A 23,130-nucleotide genomic window follows, 5' to 3' on the forward strand; every position below is an offset into this window, starting at 1 on the left:
ACTAGGCAGCTCGACACGTTTTGGCTTATGAGGACTTACGAACTCTTAGGTACCATTCAGAGAGCAGTCTTACTTGTTTCTCGGTGTAGCCTTTTTCCATCATACGAGCGACGAAGTCATCGTGCTTCTTCTGGTCTTCAGAAGATGTTTTCGCGTTGAATGAGATAACAGGGAGTAACTCTTCGGTGTTCGAGAACATTTTCTTCTCAATCACAGTGCGTAGCTTCTCGTAACTGGTCCAAACTGGGTTTTTACCATTGTTGTTCGCTTTCGCACGAAGTACGAAGTTTACGATTTCATTACGGAAGTCTTTAGGGTTACTGATACCCGCTGTTTTCTCGATTTTTTCAAGTTCACCGTTGAGTGAAGCGCGGTCGAATAGCTGACCGGTCTCAGGATCACGGTACTCTTGGTCTTGAATCCAGAAGTCAGCGTAGGTGACATAGCGGTCGAAGATATTCTGACCGTACTCAGAGTAAGACTCTAGGTATGCGGTTTGAATTTCTTTACCGATGAACTCTACGTAGCGTGGCACTAGGTATCCTTTCAAGAACTCTAGGTACTTCTCGGCGGTCTCTTGAGGGAATTGCTCACGCTCAATCTGCTGCTCAATAACGTAGAACAGATGTACCGGGTTTGCCGCGACTTCGGTCTGGTCAAAGTTAAACACTCTCGAAAGAATCTTAAAGGCGAAACGAGTCGATAGACCGGACATACCTTCATCAACACCGGCGTAGTCACGATACTCTTGGTAGCTCTTCGCTTTTGGATCGGTATCTTTCAGGGTTTCACCATCGTACACGCGCATTTTCGAAAACAGCGATGAGTTTTCAGGTTCTTTCAGGCGAGACAAGATACTGAACTGAGACAGTAGCTCAAGTGTGCTCGGTGAACATGGTGCTTTGGACAGCTCACTGTGCTCAAGCAATTTCTGGTAGATTTTCACCTCTTCAGAAACGCGTAGACAGTATGGGACTTTCACTATGTATACACGGTCTAGGAAAGCTTCATTGTTTTTGTTGTTGCGGAATGTCTGCCACTCAGATTCATTTGAGTGCGCGAGAATCATACCGTCGAATGGCAGCGCTGAAAGGCCTTCAGTACCATTAAAGTTACCTTCTTGCGTTGCGGTTAGTAGAGGATGGAGCACTTTGATAGGTGCTTTAAACATCTCTACAAACTCCATAAGACCTTGGTTTGCTTTACACAATGCGCCCGAGTAGCTGTATGCATCTGGGTCGTCTTGTGAGAAGTGCTCTAGCTTACGGATATCAACTTTACCCACCAAAGATGAGATGTCTTGGTTATTTTCATCACCCGGTTCGGTTTTCGCAATCGCGACTTGATCAAGAATTGATGGGCGTACTTTTACGACTTTAAAGCGCGAAATGTCACCGCCAAATTCATGCAGGCGCTTGGCTGCCCAAGGAGACATAATCGAGCGTAGGTAGCGCTTCTCAATGCCGTATTCTTGCTTTAAAACGTCTCCGTCTTCATTAACATCGAATAAGCAGAATGGATGGTCATTTACAGGGCTTCGCTCGCCGTCAGCGCAAAGTACGTAAATAGGCACCTTTTGCATGAGTGATTTTAGTTTCTCTGCCAGAGATGATTTACCGCCACCCACAGGGCCAAGGAGGTAGAGAATCTGTTTACGTTCTTCTAAACCTTGAGCTGCATGTTTTAGATAAGAAACAATCTGTTCGATCGCGTCTTCCATGCCATAGAAGTCTTCAAATTCTCGGTAACGAGAGATCACACGGTTCGAGAAAATTCGGCTGAGCTGAGGGTCTTGTGCGGTATCGATGACTTCAGGCTCACCGATCGCAAGCAGTAGGCGCTCAGCAGCGTTGGCATAAGCACTCTTATCGTCTTTACACAACCCAAGGAACTCTTGCAGAGTCAGCTCTTCTTCCTTGGCTGCTTCATAGCGTGATTGATAGTGGTCGAAAATACTCATAGTCACATTCCCCTTGTTAACCAGTCAAAACTGACGAGCGATTGAAAATTACGAACTCCCCACAACTTAAGCCTAGACCCGCTTATACAATTCTGCTTAACAATTATGCATTTATTTACATTTTTGTCGGATTTGTGATGTTTGCTGAATGTACAAACTAAGGGACAACGCCTAAACGAATGACTAGTTATACGAAGAACTTTTAAACAGAGTTTTTAAATTTTGAAGTTTTATTATTTACAGGGTAATAATGAACATTATCGAATATTGGTCGGGTGAATTGTTGATTTTTGGGTATCTCATACTGTATAGTTCGCTTGGTTTTAATTTATACAGATTTATGAAGGGTTGATAGTGAACAGAAATTGGGTAAAAGCGTTAGTGGTAAGTACCACTTTATTGGTGACTTCTGGGGTTCAAGCTAAGATATCGCAATGGTCTTTAGGTGTTGCTGCTTCTTACTCTCCAGCAGTGTATAAAGACACGCCGTCGAATCGCGCCGTTATTCCGATGGTGGGTTACGAAGGTGAACACTTTTTTATGCGTGGCTTTAGCGCTGGTTACCGTTTGTTTCCTGTCGGAAGCCCACAGAACATTGTATTTAGAGCTGTGTATGACCCAAGAACTTTAAAACCAAGTGATTCAGATAATGTTGATATTCAAAAGCTTGATGAGCGTGAAGCGTCTGTATTAGGTGGCGTGAGCTATCAAGTGATCACGTTAGTTGGTATGTTTGAAGCGACAGCCGGTTCAGACATAGGTTTTAAACACAATGGCCTTTATGGTGAAGTTGCTTGGCGCTTGCCTATACGTCGCAAAGGGTGGGGGATCACGCCTTCAATCGGTTACGCGTATAATAGTGAACGTTTGAATAACCATCTTTATGGTGTGAGTGCGGACGAGGCAGCAAGAACGAGTTTGGATGAATTTGATGCTGACTGGGATGGACAGTACTTTATTGGCTTCGGTGGTTACATGCACATTACGCCAAACATTCGCGTAACTGGCGGTGTACGTTATACCAACTTAGAAGGTGATATTGAGAAGAGCCCAATTATTGAGAGTGGCGTGAATACCACCGCGAATGTCGGTATTGCTTACGTCTTCTAGTCGCTGACATTGATTAGCTTGAAAGCATAGAACGCAAAAGGGTTGCTCATGAGCAACCCTTTGTTATTTTTGTCTGTCTATTATGCGTTAAAGATCTGAGATAGCTCTGTCGCACAAAGGTGGTACTGACGAGGGCAGTTGCGCCATGTCGTCAACATGCGACGGTACTTATCAAGCATCGGCATCTGGCTATTGAAGTGGTGATCGGCTTTGTCGAATTGAGGGTAAAGACCTTCAGAATCAACCAAGAAGCGCACGTAATGGACGATTTGTGCTTCTGATGCGATATCAAAACCTAGGAACTGTAGGCGACGCTGATCTACGTCTTTACGCTCATCTTCCGCAAGCATCTTGTTCGATTCTTGCATCGCGTGATACATCTCCATGATGTCGATGATTTCACGACACTCTGCTTCGGTTAGGCAACCAAACTCTTTGTTCAGTTCACGCATTTGTAGCTCGTAACCACGTTCTACAATCGTTTGTAAGCGTTGGTATTTAGCAGAGTTCTCAGGATCCATTTGAGACATTAAGTAGTATTGATTTGATAGAATTAGACGCTGAGCATTGGTCATTTCCATGGGAGGAGCCTCACTAAAAAACTAAATGTTGTAATTTGTTTGTTGAAGTAAGAGTAACAGCAATTCTACTTACCGAAACATGATCTCAACACGGATTTAATACGTTTTTTTGAAATGATCAACAGAAGTTGTAACGAAAAATGAGAGGATATGAATAGAAACCATGAATGAGTGGGGAGTGTCGCATACATAAAAAAGCGCCTCATAAAAATGAAGCGCCTATAGAAACGTGTGACCCGTCCTAAATAAGGTTGACACTCCCCAAGTAGAAAATTGGAGAGTGTTATGAAATCAGTAACTAGACGAACTCAATGTGATTACTCCCTCGCTTTTAAATTGGATGTTGTTGACCAAGTCGAGCGAGGTGAACTGACTTATAAACAGGCACAAGACAAATACGGAATACAAGGTTGTTCTACAGTATTAGTGTGGCTCCGAAAGCACGGCCGACTCGATTGGTCTGGAGGCACACCTCGATTCCTGAAGAAAGGTTTACCTATGTCTGAATTCAATTCACCACCCACGCCAGAGCAACGTATCAAAGAGCTAGAAAAGCAACTTGAAGATACCAAACTGAGAGCCGACTTCTTTGAAGAAGTAGTAAAAGTTATGGAGCGAGACCATGGTGTCCGTGTTGTAAAAAAGCACAGAGGTGCGTCGTCCAAGAGCAAAACATAGCTCAGCTCACGGTGACTAGATTTTGCCAAATCATCAACATCTCTAGGCAAGCGTACTACAAACAATGCCTTATTGACGATCGTGGTAAACAGCGTGACAAAGCTCTTCTGAGCTTTGTCCGTGAAACTCGCATCAAACAAGCTCGAATAGGAACGAGAAAGCTTAAATACATGATGGAAAAAACTGGAATGAAAGTAGGTCGGGACTATCTATTTTCTCTGCTTAAACATCATCGGCTGCTTGTGAAGGTTAAACGTGCTTACCATCGAACAACGGATAGCCATCATAGGTTTTACTGTCACCCAAATAAAATAAAGGATGGCTTTAAGCCCGAAAGACCGGAGCAGTTGTGGGTTGCTGATATTACTTACCTTCCGACCTATGAAGGAAACAGTTACGTCAGTCTTATCACTGATGCCTATTCCAGAAAGATCGTCGGATACAGTGTGGATGACAACATGCAGACGAAGGCTGTAAAACAAGCTTTTATAAGAGCTTTGAGAGAACGTCGAAATCAGGACACCCTAATCCATCACTCAGATAGAGGCTCACAGTACTGTTCAAAGGAGTACCAAGACCTACACTCTAGGCACAAGGTCGTGTGTTCCATGACGGATGGATATGACTGCTATCAAAATGCGTTGGCAGAAAGAGTAAATGGTATTTTGAAAATGGAATACTTGTTGAAGAAACCTAACGATGTTGCTCAGGCGAGAAAAATGGTCGCCGAGTCAGTAGAAATCTATAATCAAATGAGGCCACATACGGCCTTAAAATACAAAACGCCCGATGAAGTACATCGAGCGTTTTGACTAAAAAGTGTCAACCCATATCAGGACGGGTCAGTGGTTGATTAGTATTTAACGTTTGAGTGGTACTCACTCAATACTGATACGATCTCATCCATAGTCTCTTTGCTTGGTGGGTTTACGCCATCAAGAGGGTACTCAATACCTAAAGCTTCCCATTTGTGAGCGCCAAGCTTGTGGTAAGGAAGCAGCTCTACTTTTTCGATGTTATCCATATCTTTAATGAACTCACCTAGTAGACGCGCATCTTCAGGGTTATCTGTATAACCTGGAACGACAACATAGCGAATCCAAGTCGTCTTGCCAATTTTATGTAGGTAGCGAGCGAAGTCGAGAGTACGCTTGTTAGAAACACCAATGAAATCTTGGTGAATCTCATCACGCATATGCTTAAGGTCGAGCATAACCAAATCCGCAGCGTCGAGAACTTCATCCACCACTTCGGTGTGCTTACGGATGTAGCCATTCGTGTCGAGACAAGTATGGATCCCTTCCGCTTTTGCAGCTAGGAAAAAGTCGCGTACAAATTCTGGTTGCAGCATTGCTTCACCGCCAGAACAGGTAACGCCGCCACCAGAGGCTTTCATAAAATGACGGTACGATTTTGCTTCGTTGATGATTTCCTCAACGGTAACTTCTTTGCCGTCATGCGTGTCCCATGTATCACGATTATGACAATACATACAGCGCATTAAACAGCCCTGTAGAAACACAATAAAGCGGATTCCTGGGCCGTCGACGGTACCACAAGATTCGAATGAGTGAATGCGACCAGTTGTAGACATGAGCTGTTCTCGTATTAGTATTTATGTTGGTTATTTTATTACAAAAACGGTACATAAAATAGGGTCAATACGCCTTTGAATGCCCAAAAATAAAGGCAATCACCACTGAGGTTGATTGCCTTTATCTGTATGTTTAGCAAATGAATACTTAGGCTATTTTATGCCTAGAAGAATGCGAAAAATGTTAGCCCACCTGTCGTATAAATTGACTCTTTCGCTTCTTCATAATCAGGTGTCTTCATAGTTAATGAGAAGGCAGCACCGACATGTTGATTGTACCAAGCAACGCCGGCTACTGCCGTCGCTTGAATGTTCTCTAAAGTCACATCATAAATCGCTGGGTTTTCGCCATTTTCAAGTGCGTATTTTTCAACACCAGAGCGGTCACCCTCAATCGTAATATCATTGAATCGGTAACGACCTTCTATGCCTGCGTAAGTAAACCAACCTCGGTTCGACGCACCAATCATACCTGGGCGGAATGGGTTTTCCGAAGTAATGGTTGCTGCACCAAAGTTACCGCCTAAATCTGTACCCCAACGAAGCATGAAACCGGTAGAAATATCACTTCTAAAGTTACCGGCGTTAACCTCGGATACGTTAGATATCTCGAAATCGGTGTTTGCAACAGAACGAGAACGCATTAGGTTGAAATGGCTAAGGTAACCCACACTGCCGACAAACTCATCATCAACTTGGAATTCCCAACCATTAGGTTCATCAGATTTTGTGATTGAGTGGACAAGTTTTTGTGCTTGTTCAGAGAGCGCACTTTCACCTGTGGTACCCAAAGTCAGGTTGAATCTTTGTGCCTGCTGTGGGTGAAGGCTGATGTAATTGAATTCCGAATGAAGAAAACCAGCGTATGGTCGATCATTGGCCAAAGGTTCCGTGACCTCGATATCCGATGGGGTGTACATCTTATGGCCGACCGTGATTTCCCACTTATCAAGAGAGCTCGCTCCCCAAGCTGAAAGACTGAGAGGCTTTGCCCAGCTATAAGGCGTAATCCCAGATGAGGTATAGCTCAAAAACAAGCCGTTCGTATAGTCTTGGTCCACGCCAAAAATACCGTCGTTATCAAGAGCGAAAGTGACGGTAGATCGCTCTGATGCGACCGACGAAAAAGACAATAGTAGTAGCGGCAGAAAACGGACAAGCTTCATGAAAAGGTACTCTTTGGTAACGAGCCGAAATAGTACCGCAAATTGGTACTTGGTGTGGAAAAAAAGTGAACGTAACAAAACATTTTTGCGCAACTTAACATTTCATTTTGTCGAGAGAGTGCACGAAATATCTTTGCAGATATAAAAAAGCCCCGCACATTGGCGAGGCTAATATTTTTACTGTGTTAGTCAGCTATAAGATTATAGAGACTCAGTAAATGTACGTGCGATTACGTCAGCTTGTTGCTCTGCAGTTAGAGAGTTGAAGCGAACAGCGTAACCAGATACACGGATTGTTAGCTGAGGGTATTTCTCAGGGTGCTTAACTGCGTCTTCTAGAGTGTCACGGTTAAGAACGTTCACGTTAAGGTGTTGGCCACCTTCAATGCCAGCTTCGTGGTGGAAGTAACCATCCATTAGGCCTGCAAGGTTCGCTTTCTGACCTTCAACGTCTTTACCAAGAGCGTTAGGTACGATAGAGAACGTGTAAGAGATACCATCTTGTGCATCAGCAAACGGTAGTTTACCTACAGACGTTAGTGACGCTACAGCACCTTTCTCATCACGACCGTGCATTGGGTTAGCACCAGGAGCGAAAGGAGCACCAGCACGACGACCGTCTGGAGTGTTACCTGTCTTCTTACCGTATACAACGTTAGACGTGATAGTAAGAACTGACTGTGTAGGGATAGAGTTACGGTAAGTCTTAAGCTTACGGATCTTGTTCATGAAAGTAGAAACTAGTTCACAAGCGATATCATCTACACGAGAGTCATTGTTACCGTATTTAGGGTAATCGCCTTCGATTTCGAAATCGATAGCAATACCGTCTTCGTCACGGATTGGCTTAACTTTAGCAAACTTAATTGCAGATAGAGAGTCAGCCGCAACAGATAGACCAGCGATACCACAAGCCATAGTACGACGAACGTCACGGTCATGAAGAGCCATTAGAGACGCTTCGTAGCTGTACTTGTCGTGCATGTAGTGGATGCTGTTTAGTGCAGTCACGTACTGCTTAGCTAGCCAGTCCATGAATGTGTCTAGACGGCCCATTACGTCATCGTAGTTAAGAACTTCGTCAGTGATCTTGTCAGAAACAGGACCTACTTGAAGTTTAAGCTTCTCATCTACACCGCCGTTGATTGCGTAAAGCATTGTTTTCGCAAGGTTAGCACGAGCACCGAAGAACTGCATTTGCTTACCAACGATCATTGGAGATACACAACAAGCGATAGCGTAATCATCAGACTCTAGGTCAGGACGCATTAGGTCATCATTTTCGTACTGGATAGAAGAAGTATCGATAGATACCTTCGCACAGAAACGCTTGAAGCCGTCAGGTAGTTGCTCAGACCAAAGAACAGTGATGTTTGGCTCTGGAGAAGGACCCATTGTGTATAGAGAGTTTAGGAAACGGAAGTTAGTACGTGTTACTAGTGTACGACCGTCGATACCCATACCACCCATAGACTCAGTAGCCCAGATTGGGTCACCAGAGAATAGCTCATCGTATTCAGGAGTACGTAGGAAACGAACCATACGTAGCTTCATTACGAAGTGGTCGATCATCTCTTGAGCTTCAACTTCAGTGATCTTACCTGCAGCGATATCACGCTCGATGAAGATGTCTAGGAAAGTCGAAGTACGACCTAGAGACATTGCAGCACCGTTTTGAGACTTAACAGCTGCTAGGTAGCCGAAGTAAGTCCATTGGATAGCTTCTTGAGCAGTTTGAGCTGGCTCCGAGATATCGAAGCCGTATTTAGCAGCCATCTCTTTGATTTGACCTAGAGCGCGGTGTTGCTCAGAGATCTCTTCGCGAAGTTGCATTGTTTCTGCTAGGTTTTCACCGCTTTCGAATTGCTCTTGAAGAGAAGCAAATTGAGCTTGCTTGTCTTTCATTAGGAAGTCGATACCGTATAGAGCTACACGACGGTAGTCACCGATGATACGACCACGACCGTATGCATCTGGAAGACCAGTTAGAACACCAGACTTACGACATTTTAGGATGTCAGGCGTGTAGATATCGAAAACACCCGCGTTGTGTGTTTTACGGTATTCAGAGTAGATTTTTGAAACAGCTGGGTCTAGAGTCTCGCCGTATGCTTTACAAGAACCCTCAACCATGCGGATACCGCCGTTAGGGATGATAGCACGCTTAAGTGGCTTCTCAGTTTGAAGACCAACGATTGTTTCTAGGTCTTTCTCAATGTAACCAGCATCGTGAGAAGTGATGGTAGAGATAACAGAAGTATCGAATTCTACAGGCGCTTTAGTTGCGTTTTCCTGCTTGATACCTTCCATTACCGAAGCCCAAAGTTTGTTTGTTGCTTCAGTACCTTCAGAAACTAGGAAAGATTCGTCGCCTTCATACGGCGCGTAGTTCTTTTGAATGAAATCACGAACGTTTACTTCGTTTTGCCACTCACCTGCAGCAAAACCTTCCCAAGCTTTAGCAAATTGCTCTGCCATGACATACCTACCTTTTTAGTAGAAAAAACACGTACTTTAACGCTGTTGAGCCAGCGCCCCTGTATAGGGTAGTACACTCTTATTAATAACAATATGTATTATCACATTGGATTCATATGATTATATATATTGTCATTACTTTTTAAATGGTGTCTCACTTCGATGTATTCAAGACTACGCTAAAAAAAATCTGCAAACCTTAAACTAAATCAATAAATGCTAAAAAAAGTTGAGAAAAAAGGGGTGGTGACTTTCACCACCCAAACTTTTTTTGAATTTACTCTGTTTATTTGAATCCAGCTGTGATGGCTAGATACGTTTGGTCAGAGTATTCAGACCAACTTACAGCCAAGCTTTAATGCCGTATTGGCCTTCAAGCATACCAACTGCAAGCATTGCAACAAGACAGATAACAAGTACGCCTACAGGGATAACAATCTTGTCTACAAAAGATAGACGCTTAGGACGCTCTTTGTCACCGATCAGACCGTTGTTATCTAGAAGCATCGTTAGAGCCCATGCAAGAACTGGGTTAACAACCGCTGAACCGAAGATACAGATACCAGCCGCTTGTGAATCTTTGCTGTCTTTTACCATTTGCATGCCTGCTTCAAGTAGAGGAAGAGATACACCAACTAGAAGTGCAACACGCATCACTGGTGGCCACACTGCAACATCCATTGGGAAACCAAGAATCGCAACGATGATACATAGAGAGCCAAGTAGGATTGCACCGCCTGGGATAGGACGTTTAGCGATCGCTGCTGGAATCATGTAAGTACCCCAAGATGAAGTGATGTTACCGCCACCTACAGCTGTACCAACCATTTGACGAACAGAACACATAGTCATTGTGTCATCTACGTCCATTAGTACTTTTTCAGATTTTTTAGGGTAGTTCAGTTCTTGGAAGATACGGTGACCTAAGAAGTCTGGTGACCACATAGCTACCGCAAGGATTGCAAATGGTAGAGACGCGATGAAGTGTTCCATGTTTGGAAGACCTAGCATCCAACCTTCTTCAGTAGAACCCCACCAGTAAACTGGGTTTAGGTTTGGAAGACCTGTTTCTGTAACGAATTTAATGTCGAAGCCTGCACCAAGAACTAGAGCAATCGCTAGACCAGTAAAGGCACAAACAGGAATCGCTAGCCAACGCTTGTTCACTTTAGCAAGGAAAGCGTAAAGACCGATGGTAACGGCAAGTACAATAAGACCAATGTAACCCATGCTGCCTGCTGCAACTGTGTCTGATTCAAGACCAACTGCCCAAGCTTGGATTGAGTTAATTTGGCTCATGGTACCTGTTAGACCTAGGAAGATGAGCAAGCCACCGGCCGTACCTTCAGAGGTGAGGTTTACCAGTTTAGAGCCGCCTTTCAGTAGACTTAGGATTAAACCAAATACACCGATAAGGATTGCCAATGCCAGAGGGTGAGCACCTGCAAGAGCAATGGTACCGATAAGTGGGATCATTGGGCCGTGGTTACCGGCAAGGTTTGCTTTCGGGTTGAAGAAACCAGAAGCAAGAATACAGAAGAGTAGTGCAGGAATAAGCATTTCTACACGAGCCACTTCAATGGCGAAGTCTTTGCCTAGGTTTACGTGGTCCCAAGCTTGCGTCAGACCTTCAGCCCAAGACATCATAACCGCTGAGTACATCGCGATGATGCCGATAGTACCAGCAAGCGCTGGAACAAGGTCTTCAAGTTCAAAACGGAAGTCACGACCAGGAAGGTTAAGGCCGAAGCGACGAGGCTTCATGATTTGCAGCTCGTGATCTAGATAGTCGGAGCGGCTTTCGAATTCAGAAGCAGGGCGGTGTAGCTCTTGATAGCTTTTTTCTTCTACTTCAGAGTTCGCATTGTTGACAACGTCTGACATAGATTCCTCATATTTTTATTTGGTAGTAATTCTAAAAATGAATTCTATAAATGCGCAAAACTGCGTCATCTCTTTTGTTTATAACTCATTAGCATAATGTTGCACATTTTTTATGTGCCTTATACGGCTAAGTTAAAAGAAACATTTGGCATTTTTATATGCCTTATTGTGTGTCGAGGAGTCTAACAAGCTTACCCTTTAGGGTGATTGATCTTGATCACTTTATGAGTTTATGTGAAAGAAAGCTACAAAATGACAAAGCTCAATAAGTAAACTTTAAAAAAACGTGTAATTTGTTTTCACAACTTGACGTTTATCTCACCCCGTCACATTTCTATCAGAAAAACAATTAAGCCTTTTAATGCTTGGCGTGTTTTTTGCTATATCTTCCGCAGAGACTAAATTTTGGCGCGCTGTTGCCACAAACAGGACGGAAATAGATGAAAAAGACACAAATGTTGCCACTAGCGGCAATGATCTCAGGACTACTTGTTGGCTGTGGCGGCGGAGGCGGCGGTGGCGGTGGAGGCGGTGGCGGTGGTAGTACGCCTTCTACACCTAAGTATACTTGGCAAATTGTCGAATTGGTTAGAGAGTCATCGCCAAGTTCTAGTTGCGCAACGTTTTATGAATACACAGATGTAAACAACAGCGCAAATAATTACTCAGTGATCGCGAGAATCGCAACTCGAGGATACAAGGTTCTGTTCCACGAGGAGGATGGAACAGTAATTAGTGAGCATACTATACAAGGTAGTGATATTCCTGCATCGGGGAGGGTCACAATTGATTCCGGCAACGTACCAGAAAATGGTTATGTGTCACTTGAAGAGACTGTTGGAGCAAACTCTGGAGACAGAGAATCTTATCAAATAGCTTTCCAGAAGCCGTTTTTGCAAGATATGACTCTCAGCGTTCGTCAAAGCCAGGACGGAAACTCTTGTATGAATGGGTCTAGGTACAACATAGAACCAAACTCTGATACAGCCCGCATTTCTGTTGTTTCTTCAGGCTCTGTGGAATATTTCCATGCAAGCGCTTCATCTCAGTTGATAACTGGAGCTGATGGTACATCGCCTCTAGATATACCGATAGCAGCCCGCAATCCTGCAGTAGAAAGAAAAATAGTAACGTCATACAGCAGAGAAAGATCTGCTAGCAACTTTGATACACTAAATAGCTATGTAGTTATTGATTCTAACAAGGTCTATGAATCTGGAAGCTCAGATCCAGACGTTTCAATTATGTCTACCAATGTGGATTCATTTGATATAAGTGTAGATAGCAGGCTCGTTCATTCGAGCGATGGTAATGTCACTACAGTCTTAGATAAGGCAGTATACTCTTGGCAACCAATTTATAATCAAACTGATAATTTAACATCTTCGGGTTACGCTCCGGGCGACAGTCAATTGTCTGGCTGGAACGTAAACTTTTTTGCTAATACTGACGCTTCAAGCGGGGCTTGGGAATACAAAGAGAGAGCGATCATAGATGGAAATACAGTGTCTATATCTCAACCGTCAAACATCTCTGATTTTAGCGCAACGAGTATTACAGCTACTGGCGTACTGACGACATCTTCTTATACGGATAGTGATTGGCAACTTCAAAGAACTCATGTTAGAACAGTATCGGATTCTAATGCTAGACCTATATTCCAATCTATCTACGCAGTGCCTAATAGTTCTCAACCGATGATGGGAAGTCCGACTGAATCGCTTGGCGACGTAACTACAGCGAAGATACACGTAAGTTTAGTTAAAGTAGAAGATAACTATTTGGACAATGTATTTGAGGAACTGCTTTCAAACTCGATTGATTACGAAGTAATGTCGGATAAAAACCATGATGTAGATTCTCATCAATATGATTTGAATGGGGCGGTCTATTGGCAAGACGAAATTATAGAACAACAAGTTGCATTGTCGGGTAATGAAGTAAAAATGGTTTCAAATAAACTAGGCTGGTAACGTTACCTTGCTTTGGTTAACAAAAATAAAACATAAAAGCTCCGTTAATCGGGGCTTTTTTATAACTACTATTCATGAAATTGAGAGGAAAACGCTACCTTGTGCATAATAAATCAGAGTGAAGTGCTATTTATTCCTAAATGATAGGTTAATAATTTGTTGCATGTTGCTGCGTTGGGTGCTAGTTTGTATCGCATGAAAAGGTCGGAGTACCTTGCATTTACACAAACTTGGGAGAGAAAGCGCATGAAAGATGTACCAGCGCTGGACATAAAGGACTTACACAAAACGTTTGGTCAAAATGAAGTTTTAAAAGGAATTTCGCTTTCTGCGCATAAGGGAGACGTGGTTTCAATCATCGGTTCCTCTGGCTCTGGCAAGAGTACCTTTCTTCGCTGTATCAACCTACTAGAAACACCAACTGCCGGCGAGATTTGGGTAAACGGCGAGCTTATCCAAATGAAAAATAACCGCCTTGGTGAATCAATTCCTGCTAATGAAAAACAAGTTCAGCGAATCCGTTCTCGTTTAGCGATGGTTTTTCAAGGCTTCAACCTATGGTCTCACCTAACGGTTCTTGAGAATGTGATTGAGGCGCCTGTCCACGTACTGGGTGTTCCTAAAGCGCAAGCGATTGAGAATGCAGAAATGCTGCTCAAGAAAGTGGGGCTTTACGAGCGTAAAGACTATTACCCTGGCCACCTTTCTGGTGGTCAACAACAGCGTGCCGCTATCGCGCGTGCATTGGCTGTTGACCCAGAAGTAATGTTATTTGACGAACCTACATCGGCACTTGACCCAGAGCTTGTGGGTGAAGTACTGGGTGTTATGCGCGATTTGGCCGAAGAAGGTCGAACCATGCTGGTGGTAACACACGAAATGGCGTTTGCGCGTGATGTTTCTAATCATGTGATGTTCCTACACCAAGGTCTAGTGGAAGAGCAGGGCGATCCAGCTAAACTCTTTACTAACCCTGAGTCAGAGCGTTTACAACAGTTCATCTCATCGATTTATTAACGTATTGCGAGTATCGCTATCAAGGTATGAGGCGATACTGTGTAATGAACACAACAACCAAACTATAAACACAACATTAAAAATATCTAAATCACAGGAGTAGGGATATGAAAAAGTGGTTACTGGTAGCAGCACTTGCTGCAACTGCTGCAACTGGCGTAGCTCAAGCAAAAGAGTGGAAAACAGTTCGTTTTGGTATTGAAGGTGCTTACCCTCCATTTAGCTGGACAGAGGCTGACGGCTCTCTAAAAGGCTTTGACGTGGATATGGCGAATGCACTTTGTACTGAGATGCAAGTGAAATGTAAGATTGTTGCGCAAGACTGGGATGGCATTATTCCTTCTCTACTTGCTCGTAAATATGATGCGATCATTGCGGCAATGTCTATCACTGAAGAGCGTAAGAAGAAGATTGACTTCACAGGTAAGTACGCTCTGATTCCAAACAAATTCATCGCGAAAAAAGGCGCTGGTCTAAACTTTGACGATCTAAGCGGTCAAAAAATCGCGGTACAGCGTGCAACAACGCACGACAAATACCTAACAGACAACTACGGTGACACTGTAGACATCGTTCGTTACGGTTCTTTCGACGAAGCTTACCTTGACCTAGCAAACGGTCGTGTTGCAGCGGTACTAGGTGATGCATCAGCACTTGAAGAAGGTGTTCTAAACAAAGCGGGCGGTGAAGCGTACGAGTTTGTTGGTCCATCTCTAACAGATCCAAAATGGTTCGGTGAAGGCTTTGGTATCGCAGTACGTAAGCAAGACAAAGACCTAACTAAGAAACTAGACGAAGCGATCATTTCGCTACGTGAAAAGGGTATCTACCAAGATATCGCGGCTAAATACTTCAACTACGACGTATACGGTCAGTAATATCCTGAGACGACTCTAGGGAGAGAGCACATCTCTCCCTTTCTCTCCCAACTTTTTCGCTGTTCTGTTGGAATTCATTATGTTTGATTTACAAGGGTATGAGGCTTCGATACTTAATGGAGCTGTACTCACAATTCAAGTTGCGTTGCTTTCGCTGTTTCTAGCTATGGTGCTAGGAATGTTAGGTGCATTAGCAAAACTAGCACCTTATCGATGGGCAAGAGCCATTGCCACACTTTACACCACCATTATCCGCGGTATTCCAGACCTCGTATTGATGATGTTGATCTTCTTTGGTGGACAGATCCTTTTAAACAACAGTTTGTATTCCATCAATGAGTGGCTCAATGAGTGGTTCACTTCAAGCGATCCAAATCATGAGTGGACCTCATACTTACCAGATTACATCGATGTGAGCCCGTTTGTAGCAGGTGTCCTCACTATCGGATTCATTTTCGGTGCTTACATGGCTGAAACGTTCCGTGGTGCGATCATGGCGGTTGATTCTGGCGAGATGGAAGCAGCAAAAGCTTACGGTATGAGCCCTGTAAAGGCATTTCACCGCATATTGCTGCCTCAGATGATTCGTCACGCATTACCGGGCTTTGGTAACAACTGGCTTGTACTGCTTAAAACAACTGCTTTGGTATCGATCATCGGCTTAGAAGATATGGTACGAGTCAGCGCGTTAGCGGCAGGCTCAACGAAGATGCCATTTACCTTCTACATGGCAGTCGCACTGATTTTCTTGTTCTTTACCAGTGTTTCAACAGGCTTGTTAAAGCTCGTTGAACGTAAATTTAGTATTCACGCGAGGTAACTATGGACTTTTCATTGATTGTTGAAAGTTTTCCAATTTACCTGAGCGGTCTTTGGACGACAGCGTGGATGGTAACAATAGCTCTGATTATTGGCCTTTTTGTCGCGATCCCATTAGCGATAGCGCGCAATAGCCACAATATGCTGATTAATGCACCTGCATGGTCATTTATCTACTTCTTCCGTGGCACGCCACTGCTGGTTCAGCTTTACTTGATTTATTACGGCATGGATCAGTTCTTCCCTGTGAAAGACACTTTATGGGAAAACGCTTGGTTCTGTGCGTTGGTGGCATTCATCCTGAATACTTCTGCCTACACGGCTGAGATCATCCGAGGTGCGATTAACGGCTTACCGAAAGGTGAAGTAGAAGCTGCGAAAGCTTATGGTATGAGTACGGCAAAAACTTACCGTCGTATTATCTTGCCAAGTGCATTAAGAAGAGCACTACCTGCATACAGTAACGAAGTTATCTTCATGCTGCACGGTTCAGCGGTTGCGGGTATCGTAACGATTATGGATTTAACAGGTGCAGCGCGTTTGGTTAATTCACGTTACTACGCTCCATTTGAATCTTTCCTAACGGCAGGCCTGTTCTATATGGCACTGACCTTTATCATCATCGCCGTATTTAAATATGCTGAGAAACGATTCTTGGCTTACCTAAGACCACTTAGTAGTTAATTAAACGGCGCCTTCGAGCGCCGTTTTACTTTGTTCTACGTTCATTCAAAAGCGGAACTATTACTTACCTAAAACCGTTAACTTCGTTCAGAACTCTCGGTGGTATTGAGTGTATAAATTGATTTAGAAAAAATGAAAGATACACTCAGCTCAATCTTATTAGAGTGTCGTACAGTAATGAAAAAAATCTCACTATTCTTATGCATGGCTATCCCATCTCTGTTGCTAACTGCTTGCGGAGGAGATAGCGGTTCTGGTGGTACAGCACAACCAAAAACGGCTGTACAGAAAGCACTTGAGAGTGGAGATGCCTCTATGGTCTCGGATAGCAACGAGTTTATATCCGCTAGCGAATCTTTAGTTGCAAATCTCAATCATCAATACAACCAGATCAAGACCCATTTAGTTCAAGGTGACAATGGGCAACCACTTAATCAGTTACATTGGGATCCAACCCATGATACGGCCATTATCTCTCCCACCTATGGCTTTAACGATACCATCCTTAAAACCAACAAAGCGATGAACGAGAACTATGCTGACCAAGAGCTCGTTATCGGTGTCGCCGGTTACTCGTCATCTCAAACTCGATATGCGGCATTAGCAAGTAATCCATTTCGAACCCAACAACGCTTCCCGGATTCAGTTAATGAGCAAATGGAGACATGGCTGAAGAACTTATTGAGCTGGACGAGTGGGACGGACAACCCAACCAAGATCGTGTTGGCTCAATTAGATCAGTCATACTACTTCCCTGATGACGGTGCGACACGAAATTGGATCAAAAACACAATCAATTCAGAAGCGTCGATCAACGAAGATGACGCATGTGACGCAGGCAAACTAAAGGCCTGTCTTGAGGATAAGCCAGATCTTCTCATCATTTCCCAAAAACTGAATGATGGAGACAACCTAAACGATGTAGTCGACGGTCTATTGTATGCATTCGAAAACCAGATCTCTGTGCTGTACTTGCACTTAGACGGAGGAATGACTGAGTTAGGTCGCGCTCTTTTTGCTGAAATGCACATCCAGTATGTCGGTGATAATTACTGGCGTAAATTAGGCTTGTCGGATTGGGACCCAAATCAATTAATCGATCAAATCCCAGACTCTATTGTGGCGGAGCAAGCTTTACTTAAACGCCTTAAAGATGACAGCTTCAATGTCGATCTTAAGTTATGTGACGATAAGTCGTGTAGCGATGAATCATTGATGGATGTTGAGTTTTACCAAGCCGCCAATACCATCCGTACTCACCTAAACAATCTGGATAAGCAAAAAGTTGACTTGTTTGCTAACAGTGATTACGAATATGAAAAATTGATACTGCTTTTGGCGGACAGCTATCGACAAGGTGTCAATTATCCGATGGATAAGAACAGCACTGAGCGAATCGATTTTCTAAAGTCCTATTTTAGTGATTATGTGCAGTATCAAAGTCGTTCGTTGAATCCCGCGCAACCAAGTTTAGGCAATTTCAGCACTAAAACATTCGAAGATGTTCAACTGAGCACTAAAACGGTGACACTGGAATCGAAACGTAATTTCCGCTCGGCGGGCTTGTATGCGTTACCCGGCCAAACAATCAAAGTCACACGTGTCGATAAGAATGATGTGAGTACTTCGATAGCATTCAACTCATTGCGCAGTGGTGCTACTCATGAGTTTTCAAAAGATGGCGGCTACGCAAGGCCAAAGTTCCTAACATCGGTCGCTTATCCTGTTGAACACGGAGAGACCATCACCTTGACCTCTGCTTATGGCGGGACACTTCAGGTGCATTTTGATAAGAACGATGTTGATGTCGAGTTGAAATTCGAGAATGTCGCTCAACATCCAGTTTGGCGGAGTGAAGATGATAATGAGCGTTTTGTCGCAGAGTTAGCGGAAGCGAAATTTGATTGGGCTGAATTGATTACTCCTGGGTTTGAGGTGCACTCAAAGCTAGACAAGATGCAAACATCCATCGGGTCTAGTGATTGGAATCAGCCACACGACATGGCGTTGGCAACCGAGCGGTACATGCACAATTTCCCACATGCGTTAGCAGGGTTTAGAGGCCCAGGCATCAATGAAATTGCTGAAATCCATACGTATGGAGATAACAAAGGTTGGCAAGTCGAGACGATTGATATCGTTAAACATATGAATGCTGACCAAGCGACTTGTGGCTATGGCTGTTCTGGTAACCCTTATGATGCATACTGGTCTTTTCATCCTTTAGGCCATGGAGATTTGCATGAGCTAGGCCATGGTTTAGAAAAAGGTCGTTTCCGTTTTAGTGGTTGGGATGGTCACGCCACAACCAACTACTATTCTTACTACAGTAAGTCTCAATACTATCGAGATACGGGTAAAGAATCTTCGTGTCAGAGTTTAGACTTTAAAGGTCAGTACGAACTGCTTCAACAAAGTCGCACTCAACCTGATCCCAATGCGTTTATGGCTCAACAAAATCAAACCAGCTGGAGTTGGGGAGCGCGTGTTTTCATTCAAATGATGATGCTAGCGCAAGATCAGGGCGTATTAGATTATGGTTGGCATATGTTAGGACGACTTCACTTGATTGAACGTGAGTTTAACCGCCTTAAATCCAGCGATGAGCTTTGGAACACCAACAAACAGACGATTGGATTTGATAGCTATTCTAGAGATGAAGCAAACCAAATCACCAATGATGACTGGTTGTTGATTGCATTAAGCTATGTGAATGAGCGTGATATGAGAAACTACCTAGACATGTGGGGCTTTAGTTTTACCGATAAAGCCAAGTCTCAAGTAGCGACTCTGAGCCTAACCCCAATGCCGTTGACCTACTTTGCAAGTTCGAGCAAAGGGTATTGTGTTGATGAGTTTGCTAAAACACCAATTAGTGTCGATGGTGTGACAGCTTGGCCGCTTAACTAACAAAAAAGGGGGAGCCTCTGTGGCTCCCCCTTTTACATAGAATCTGACTACTTAAACGTTGACCAAATCGGCGCGTGATCAGACGGTTTTTCGATGCCACGCAGTTCGTAGTCGATGCCTGCTTCAGTACACTTGTCGGCGAGCTTTTGAGTCGCTAGTACCACATCAATACGAAGGCCGCGGTTGTCGACAAAGCCCTTCGAGCGGTAATCAAACCATGAATATTGGTCCGTAACATCAGGGTGAAGCTGGCGGAAAGTATCAATAAAGCCCCAATCTAATAGTGTTTTCAACCATTGGCGCTCTTCTGGTTGGAATGAGCACTTGCCCGTTTTCAACCAACGTTTAGCGTTTGGCTCACCGATACCGATATCGGCATCAATTGGGCTAATGTTGATGTCACCCATAACAACAATCTGTTCGTCATTGCTGTGGTGATCGTTTAGGTAAGTCATTAGGTCTTTGTAGAACTGACGCTTGTATGGGAACTTAGTCTCATGGTTAATATTATCACCTTGAGGGAAGTAACCATTGAGTACGGTTGTCTTTTCGCCATTCTCATCTTCAAACGTTGCCATGATCATACGTTTTTGATGTTCTTCATTGTCTGTTGGGAAACCTTTCTGCACAGAGATAGGCTCTTGCTTACATAGCATCGCGACACCGTAGTGCGCCTTTTGACCGTGGAAGTAAACCTTATAGCCCATAGCTTCGACATCAGCGAGTGGAAAAGCTTCGTCATGAACTTTGATTTCTTGTAGGCCAATGACATCTGGTTGGTGCTTCTCGATCACTGCTTGCAGTTGATGAAGGCGGGCTCTTAGGCCATTGATGTTGAAGCTAATTACTTTCATTTATTTTTATACCTCTCGTAAACCTTTGCCTATAGTGCAGCAAAGATTATTTGATTTGGTGAGTTTCATAGTTAATCGTATTTAACCACGCTTCATAATGTATGTCGCCACTTGTAGAGACAAAATGGCGACATGAAATGGTGTGGATACTAACGTTGAATCTACTGAGTCTTGAGTAAATCTAAAAAGAACGCGTACTCCAGTGCATCTTCTTTCAGTCGTTTAAATCGACCTGATGCACCACCGTGACCTGCTTCCATGTCGGTTTTGAACACTAGTACGTTGTTGTCTGTTTTCATCTCACGCAGCTTCGCTACCCACTTCATAGGTTCAAAGTATTGTACTTGCGAGTCATGCAGACCTGTTGTCACCAACATATTCGGGTAATTCTGAGCTTTCACGTTGTCGTATGGCGAGTAACTCAACATGTAATCGTAGTAGGTCTTAATATTTGGGTTACCCCATTCGTCGTACTCGTTAGTTGTAAGAGGAATCGACTCATCAAGCATGGTCGTTACTACATCCACAAATGGAACATGAGCCCCAATGCCTCGATACAACTCAGGCGCTTGGTTGATGATTGCTCCCATCAACAGACCGCCCGCTGAACCACCTACTGCGAACACTTTATCTTTAGCGCCATAACCTTGTTCAACTAGGCCTTTGGTGACATCGATGAAATCATTGAACGTGTTTTGTTTAGTAAGCTTTTTGCCATCTTCATACCAAGGGCGCCCCAGCATCTCTGAACCACGAATATGTGCAATGGCATAAACGAAGCCTCGATCTAGCAGGCTAAGGCGAACTGAGCTGAAAGTCGGTTCTATGGTCGAGCCGTAAGACCCATAGCCGTATTGGTAAATTGGGTTAGTGCCGTCTTTCTTGAAGAGATCTTTGCGATAAACCAAAGAGACAGGCACTTGCTTGCCATCGCGAGCCGTAATCATGATTCGCTCTGATTGGTAATTATCCGCGTCGAAATCACCTAATACCGGCGTTTGCTTCATGATCTCAGATTGACCTGTCGTTAGGTCGAAGTCATAGTAAGTACCCGGAGTCGTTAAGCTGCTGTAATAGACTCGTACTTTTGAGTTATCTAACTCATAGTTGCTAGTTAGGTAGGTAGCAAAAGCGGTGTCATTGAACTCAAGTGGAAACTCTTTGCCTGTAGATAGTTGACGAACCTTCACTGTAGACAAGCCATTTGAACGCTGCTCGTAAACCAGATGATCATTAAACAGCTCAAAATCGACAAGCTGTGAGTTGTCGTCAGCTGGAATCACATCGACCCATTTTGAACGGTCATGCATATTTTCAGCCGTTGTTTTCATCAACCGGAAGTTGACCGCTTGGTAGTTGGTGTAGATGTAATACCAATCCTCTAGCTTGGCGATGCTGTACTCTATGCCCGTTTCTCTTGGGTAGAAGGCTTCTGCTTTTGCATTTGGGTTGTTGGCATCAATAATTGAAACACCACTGGTTTCAGTGCTCGAGTGCCAAATGTATACCTGCTGGCCATCTTTACTCTTACTGATGCTGGTGTAGTAAGCGCTGTCAGCTTCTTCGTAGATCAGCTCATCGCTTGTTTGAGGTGTGCCCAATACATGGCGGTAAACTTGATAGCCAAGTAGAGTTTGTGGATCTTTCTTGATGTAGTAGAAGGCTTGGTTGTCGTTTTGCCATGCGATAGCGCTCGAAGCCCCTTTAATTTCATCGTTTAGGTATTCACCTGTCGTCAGGTCTTTAATCTTAATGGTGTAAATACGGCGGCTCAGAGTATCCTCGCCATAGGCCAACATATTTTCGCTCGGGCTGACAAATAGACCACCAATACTGAAAAATTCATGTTCTTTGGCGAGTTCGTTAACGTCTAAGATGACTTGTTTGTCTATTCCTAAAAAGTGTTTTTCGCGCAAATGAACTGGGTATTCGTTGTCACCTGTGAGTTTATTTGAGTAGTAGTAGCTGCCTTTGCGAACCGGTACCGAATTGTCGTTTTTCGCGATTCGGCCTTTGATTTCTTCAAATAATTGTTTTTGAGATGCTTCTGTATGCTTCAGAACAGCCTCTGCATACTGGTTCTCTTGCTGGAGGTGCTGCAAGATCTCTGGGTCTTGGCGTTCGTCATCACGCATCCAATAGTAATCATCAATTCGTGCGTCACCATGAGTCGTCATTGAATGAGGGACTTTCTTAGCAACGGGAGCTTGGGTTTGTTGAGCGATGAGTTGCGATGGAGAGTAGTGGTTCATGGTTGTTTTTCCTTGATTGCTGCATCCGGCGACAAGCGCGACCGATACGGCTAATGTGGTTAAAGCGAAACGCATCTTTATATCCTTAGCGTGCAGCTTACTCGTTTTATTGCCAGCATCCTTTAGTGGTTAGTTTCCTTCCAGTGATATTATTTATAATTGGATTCTGGATATGCACTTTCATCGTAAGTGTCTGTTATTGTTTTTTAAAAATCAAAGTAATGTTTGATGAAATTAGTGGTAGACATGAGACGAGGGTAAACGGGTAATAAAAAAGGGACACACTTTTCAG

General features: G+C 43.8%; 16 protein-coding genes. 8 read left to right on the forward strand and 8 right to left on the reverse strand.

Translation table 11 applies throughout. The features are described from left to right. Positions 1–25: 25 nt before the first annotated feature. Complete coding sequence (locus OCV50_RS04975) at positions 26–1,960, reverse strand: PrkA family serine protein kinase (RefSeq protein ID WP_150895222.1); 1,935 nt, start codon at positions 1,958–1,960, stop codon at positions 26–28. A 381-nt stretch (positions 1,961–2,341) separates the two neighbouring features. Here OCV50_RS04975 and OCV50_RS04980 point away from each other — a divergent pair, with 381 nt between their 5' ends. Beyond that, positions 2,342–3,070 (forward strand): MipA/OmpV family protein, encoded by a 729-nt coding sequence (locus tag OCV50_RS04980; protein ID WP_261904122.1) that lies wholly within the window; start codon positions 2,342–2,344, stop codon positions 3,068–3,070. 80 nt (positions 3,071–3,150) lie between these two features. On the opposite strand, the gene OCV50_RS04985 is transcribed toward OCV50_RS04980, so the two are convergent. Then, positions 3,151–3,651 carry a YfbU family protein gene (locus tag OCV50_RS04985; RefSeq protein ID WP_239840567.1) on the reverse strand — a complete coding sequence of 167 codons (501 nt, stop codon included), beginning with the start codon at positions 3,649–3,651 and terminating at the stop codon, positions 3,151–3,153. Between the two features lie 285 nt (positions 3,652–3,936). Between OCV50_RS04985 and OCV50_RS04990 the strand changes: the two genes are divergently transcribed. Continuing rightward, positions 3,937–5,141, forward strand: a protein-coding gene (locus tag OCV50_RS04990; protein WP_261903858.1) for an IS3 family transposase whose coding sequence is annotated in 2 segments (ribosomal slippage) — positions 3,937–4,306 and positions 4,306–5,141 — 1,206 coding nt in all. Because the reading frame shifts where the segments join, the coding sequence is not laid out codon by codon here. 41 nt (positions 5,142–5,182) lie between these two features. Here the strand turns inward: OCV50_RS04990 and pflA are convergent. The 4 genes from pflA to OCV50_RS05010 all read right to left on the reverse strand — a co-directional run bounded on the left by pflA (position 5,183) and on the right by OCV50_RS05010 (position 11,451). Continuing rightward, positions 5,183–5,923: a pyruvate formate lyase 1-activating protein gene (gene pflA / locus OCV50_RS04995; RefSeq protein ID WP_261903859.1), complete on the reverse strand. Its 741-nt coding sequence runs from the start codon at positions 5,921–5,923 to the stop codon at positions 5,183–5,185. Between the two features lie 164 nt (positions 5,924–6,087). Beyond that, on the reverse strand, positions 6,088–7,089 hold the full coding sequence (locus OCV50_RS05000) for a lipid A deacylase LpxR family protein (RefSeq protein WP_261903860.1): 1,002 nt from the start codon (positions 7,087–7,089) through the stop codon (positions 6,088–6,090). 201 nt (positions 7,090–7,290) lie between these two features. Further along, entirely contained in the window at positions 7,291–9,567 is a 2,277-nt protein-coding gene (gene pflB, locus OCV50_RS05005; protein WP_239840570.1) for a formate C-acetyltransferase, read from the reverse strand. Positions 9,568–9,909: 342 nt separating this feature from the next. Beyond that, on the reverse strand, positions 9,910–11,451 hold the full coding sequence (locus OCV50_RS05010; RefSeq protein WP_032549480.1) for a DUF3360 family protein: 1,542 nt from the start codon (positions 11,449–11,451) through the stop codon (positions 9,910–9,912). Between the two features lie 440 nt (positions 11,452–11,891). On the opposite strand from OCV50_RS05010, the gene OCV50_RS05015 reads away from it, so the two are divergent. The 6 genes from OCV50_RS05015 to OCV50_RS05040 all read left to right on the forward strand — a co-directional run bounded on the left by OCV50_RS05015 (position 11,892) and on the right by OCV50_RS05040 (position 19,732). After that, positions 11,892–13,424, forward strand: a complete 1,533-nt coding sequence (locus OCV50_RS05015) for a hypothetical protein (RefSeq protein ID WP_261903861.1) — start codon at positions 11,892–11,894, stop codon at positions 13,422–13,424. A 246-nt stretch (positions 13,425–13,670) separates the two neighbouring features. After that, complete coding sequence (locus tag OCV50_RS05020) at positions 13,671–14,441, forward strand: ABC transporter ATP-binding protein (protein WP_261903862.1); 771 nt, start codon at positions 13,671–13,673, stop codon at positions 14,439–14,441. A gap of 107 nt (positions 14,442–14,548) precedes the next feature. Then, positions 14,549–15,319, forward strand: coding sequence for an ABC transporter substrate-binding protein (locus OCV50_RS05025; RefSeq protein ID WP_032549476.1), 771 nt, complete (start codon positions 14,549–14,551; stop codon positions 15,317–15,319). Positions 15,320–15,398: 79 nt separating this feature from the next. Next, a complete protein-coding gene (locus OCV50_RS05030; RefSeq protein ID WP_239840573.1) occupies positions 15,399–16,139 on the forward strand; it encodes an ABC transporter permease in 741 nt (246 codons plus the stop codon). 2 nt (positions 16,140–16,141) lie between these two features. Next, a complete protein-coding gene (locus OCV50_RS05035; RefSeq protein ID WP_239840574.1) occupies positions 16,142–16,822 on the forward strand; it encodes an ABC transporter permease in 681 nt (226 codons plus the stop codon). A gap of 177 nt (positions 16,823–16,999) precedes the next feature. Continuing rightward, a complete protein-coding gene (locus OCV50_RS05040; protein ID WP_261904123.1) occupies positions 17,000–19,732 on the forward strand; it encodes an ImpA family metalloprotease in 2,733 nt (910 codons plus the stop codon). 47 nt (positions 19,733–19,779) lie between these two features. Here OCV50_RS05040 and xthA read toward each other — a convergent pair whose 3' ends face one another. After that, the gene (xthA, locus tag OCV50_RS05045) at positions 19,780–20,586 is read right to left on the reverse strand and encodes an exodeoxyribonuclease III (RefSeq protein WP_261903863.1); all 807 of its coding nucleotides are present in this window, start codon (positions 20,584–20,586) and stop codon (positions 19,780–19,782) included. Positions 20,587–20,747: 161 nt separating this feature from the next. Beyond that, positions 20,748–22,838, reverse strand: coding sequence for a S9 family peptidase (locus OCV50_RS05050; protein WP_261904124.1), 2,091 nt, complete (start codon positions 22,836–22,838; stop codon positions 20,748–20,750). Positions 22,839–23,130: the final 292 nt, after the last annotated feature.

The sequence above is a fragment of the Vibrio fortis genome, from assembly GCF_024347475.1.
Taxonomy (GTDB): domain Bacteria; phylum Pseudomonadota; class Gammaproteobacteria; order Enterobacterales; family Vibrionaceae; genus Vibrio; species Vibrio fortis.

Excerpts from the sequence above, each read along its gene's own strand:
- OCV50_RS04975 (WP_150895222.1), bottom strand. The coding sequence starts at position 1,960 with ATGAGTATTTTCGACCACTATCAATCACGCTATGAAGCAGCCAAGGAA.
- OCV50_RS04985 (WP_239840567.1), bottom strand. The coding sequence starts at position 3,651 with ATGGAAATGACCAATGCTCAGCGTCTAATTCTATCAAATCAATACTAC.
- pflA (WP_261903859.1), bottom strand. The coding sequence starts at position 5,923 with ATGTCTACAACTGGTCGCATTCACTCATTCGAATCTTGTGGTACCGTC.
- OCV50_RS05000 (WP_261903860.1), bottom strand. The coding sequence starts at position 7,089 with ATGAAGCTTGTCCGTTTTCTGCCGCTACTACTATTGTCTTTTTCGTCG.
- pflB (WP_239840570.1), bottom strand. The coding sequence starts at position 9,567 with ATGGCAGAGCAATTTGCTAAAGCTTGGGAAGGTTTTGCTGCAGGTGAG.
- OCV50_RS05010 (WP_032549480.1), bottom strand. The coding sequence starts at position 11,451 with ATGTCAGACGTTGTCAACAATGCGAACTCTGAAGTAGAAGAAAAAAGC.
- OCV50_RS05015 (WP_261903861.1), top strand. The coding sequence starts at position 11,892 with ATGAAAAAGACACAAATGTTGCCACTAGCGGCAATGATCTCAGGACTA.
- OCV50_RS05020 (WP_261903862.1), top strand. The coding sequence starts at position 13,671 with ATGAAAGATGTACCAGCGCTGGACATAAAGGACTTACACAAAACGTTT.
- OCV50_RS05025 (WP_032549476.1), top strand. The coding sequence starts at position 14,549 with ATGAAAAAGTGGTTACTGGTAGCAGCACTTGCTGCAACTGCTGCAACT.
- OCV50_RS05030 (WP_239840573.1), top strand. The coding sequence starts at position 15,399 with ATGTTTGATTTACAAGGGTATGAGGCTTCGATACTTAATGGAGCTGTA.
- OCV50_RS05035 (WP_239840574.1), top strand. The coding sequence starts at position 16,142 with ATGGACTTTTCATTGATTGTTGAAAGTTTTCCAATTTACCTGAGCGGT.
- OCV50_RS05040 (WP_261904123.1), top strand. The coding sequence starts at position 17,000 with ATGAAAAAAATCTCACTATTCTTATGCATGGCTATCCCATCTCTGTTG.
- xthA (WP_261903863.1), bottom strand. The coding sequence starts at position 20,586 with ATGAAAGTAATTAGCTTCAACATCAATGGCCTAAGAGCCCGCCTTCAT.
- OCV50_RS05050 (WP_261904124.1), bottom strand. The coding sequence starts at position 22,838 with ATGAACCACTACTCTCCATCGCAACTCATCGCTCAACAAACCCAAGCT.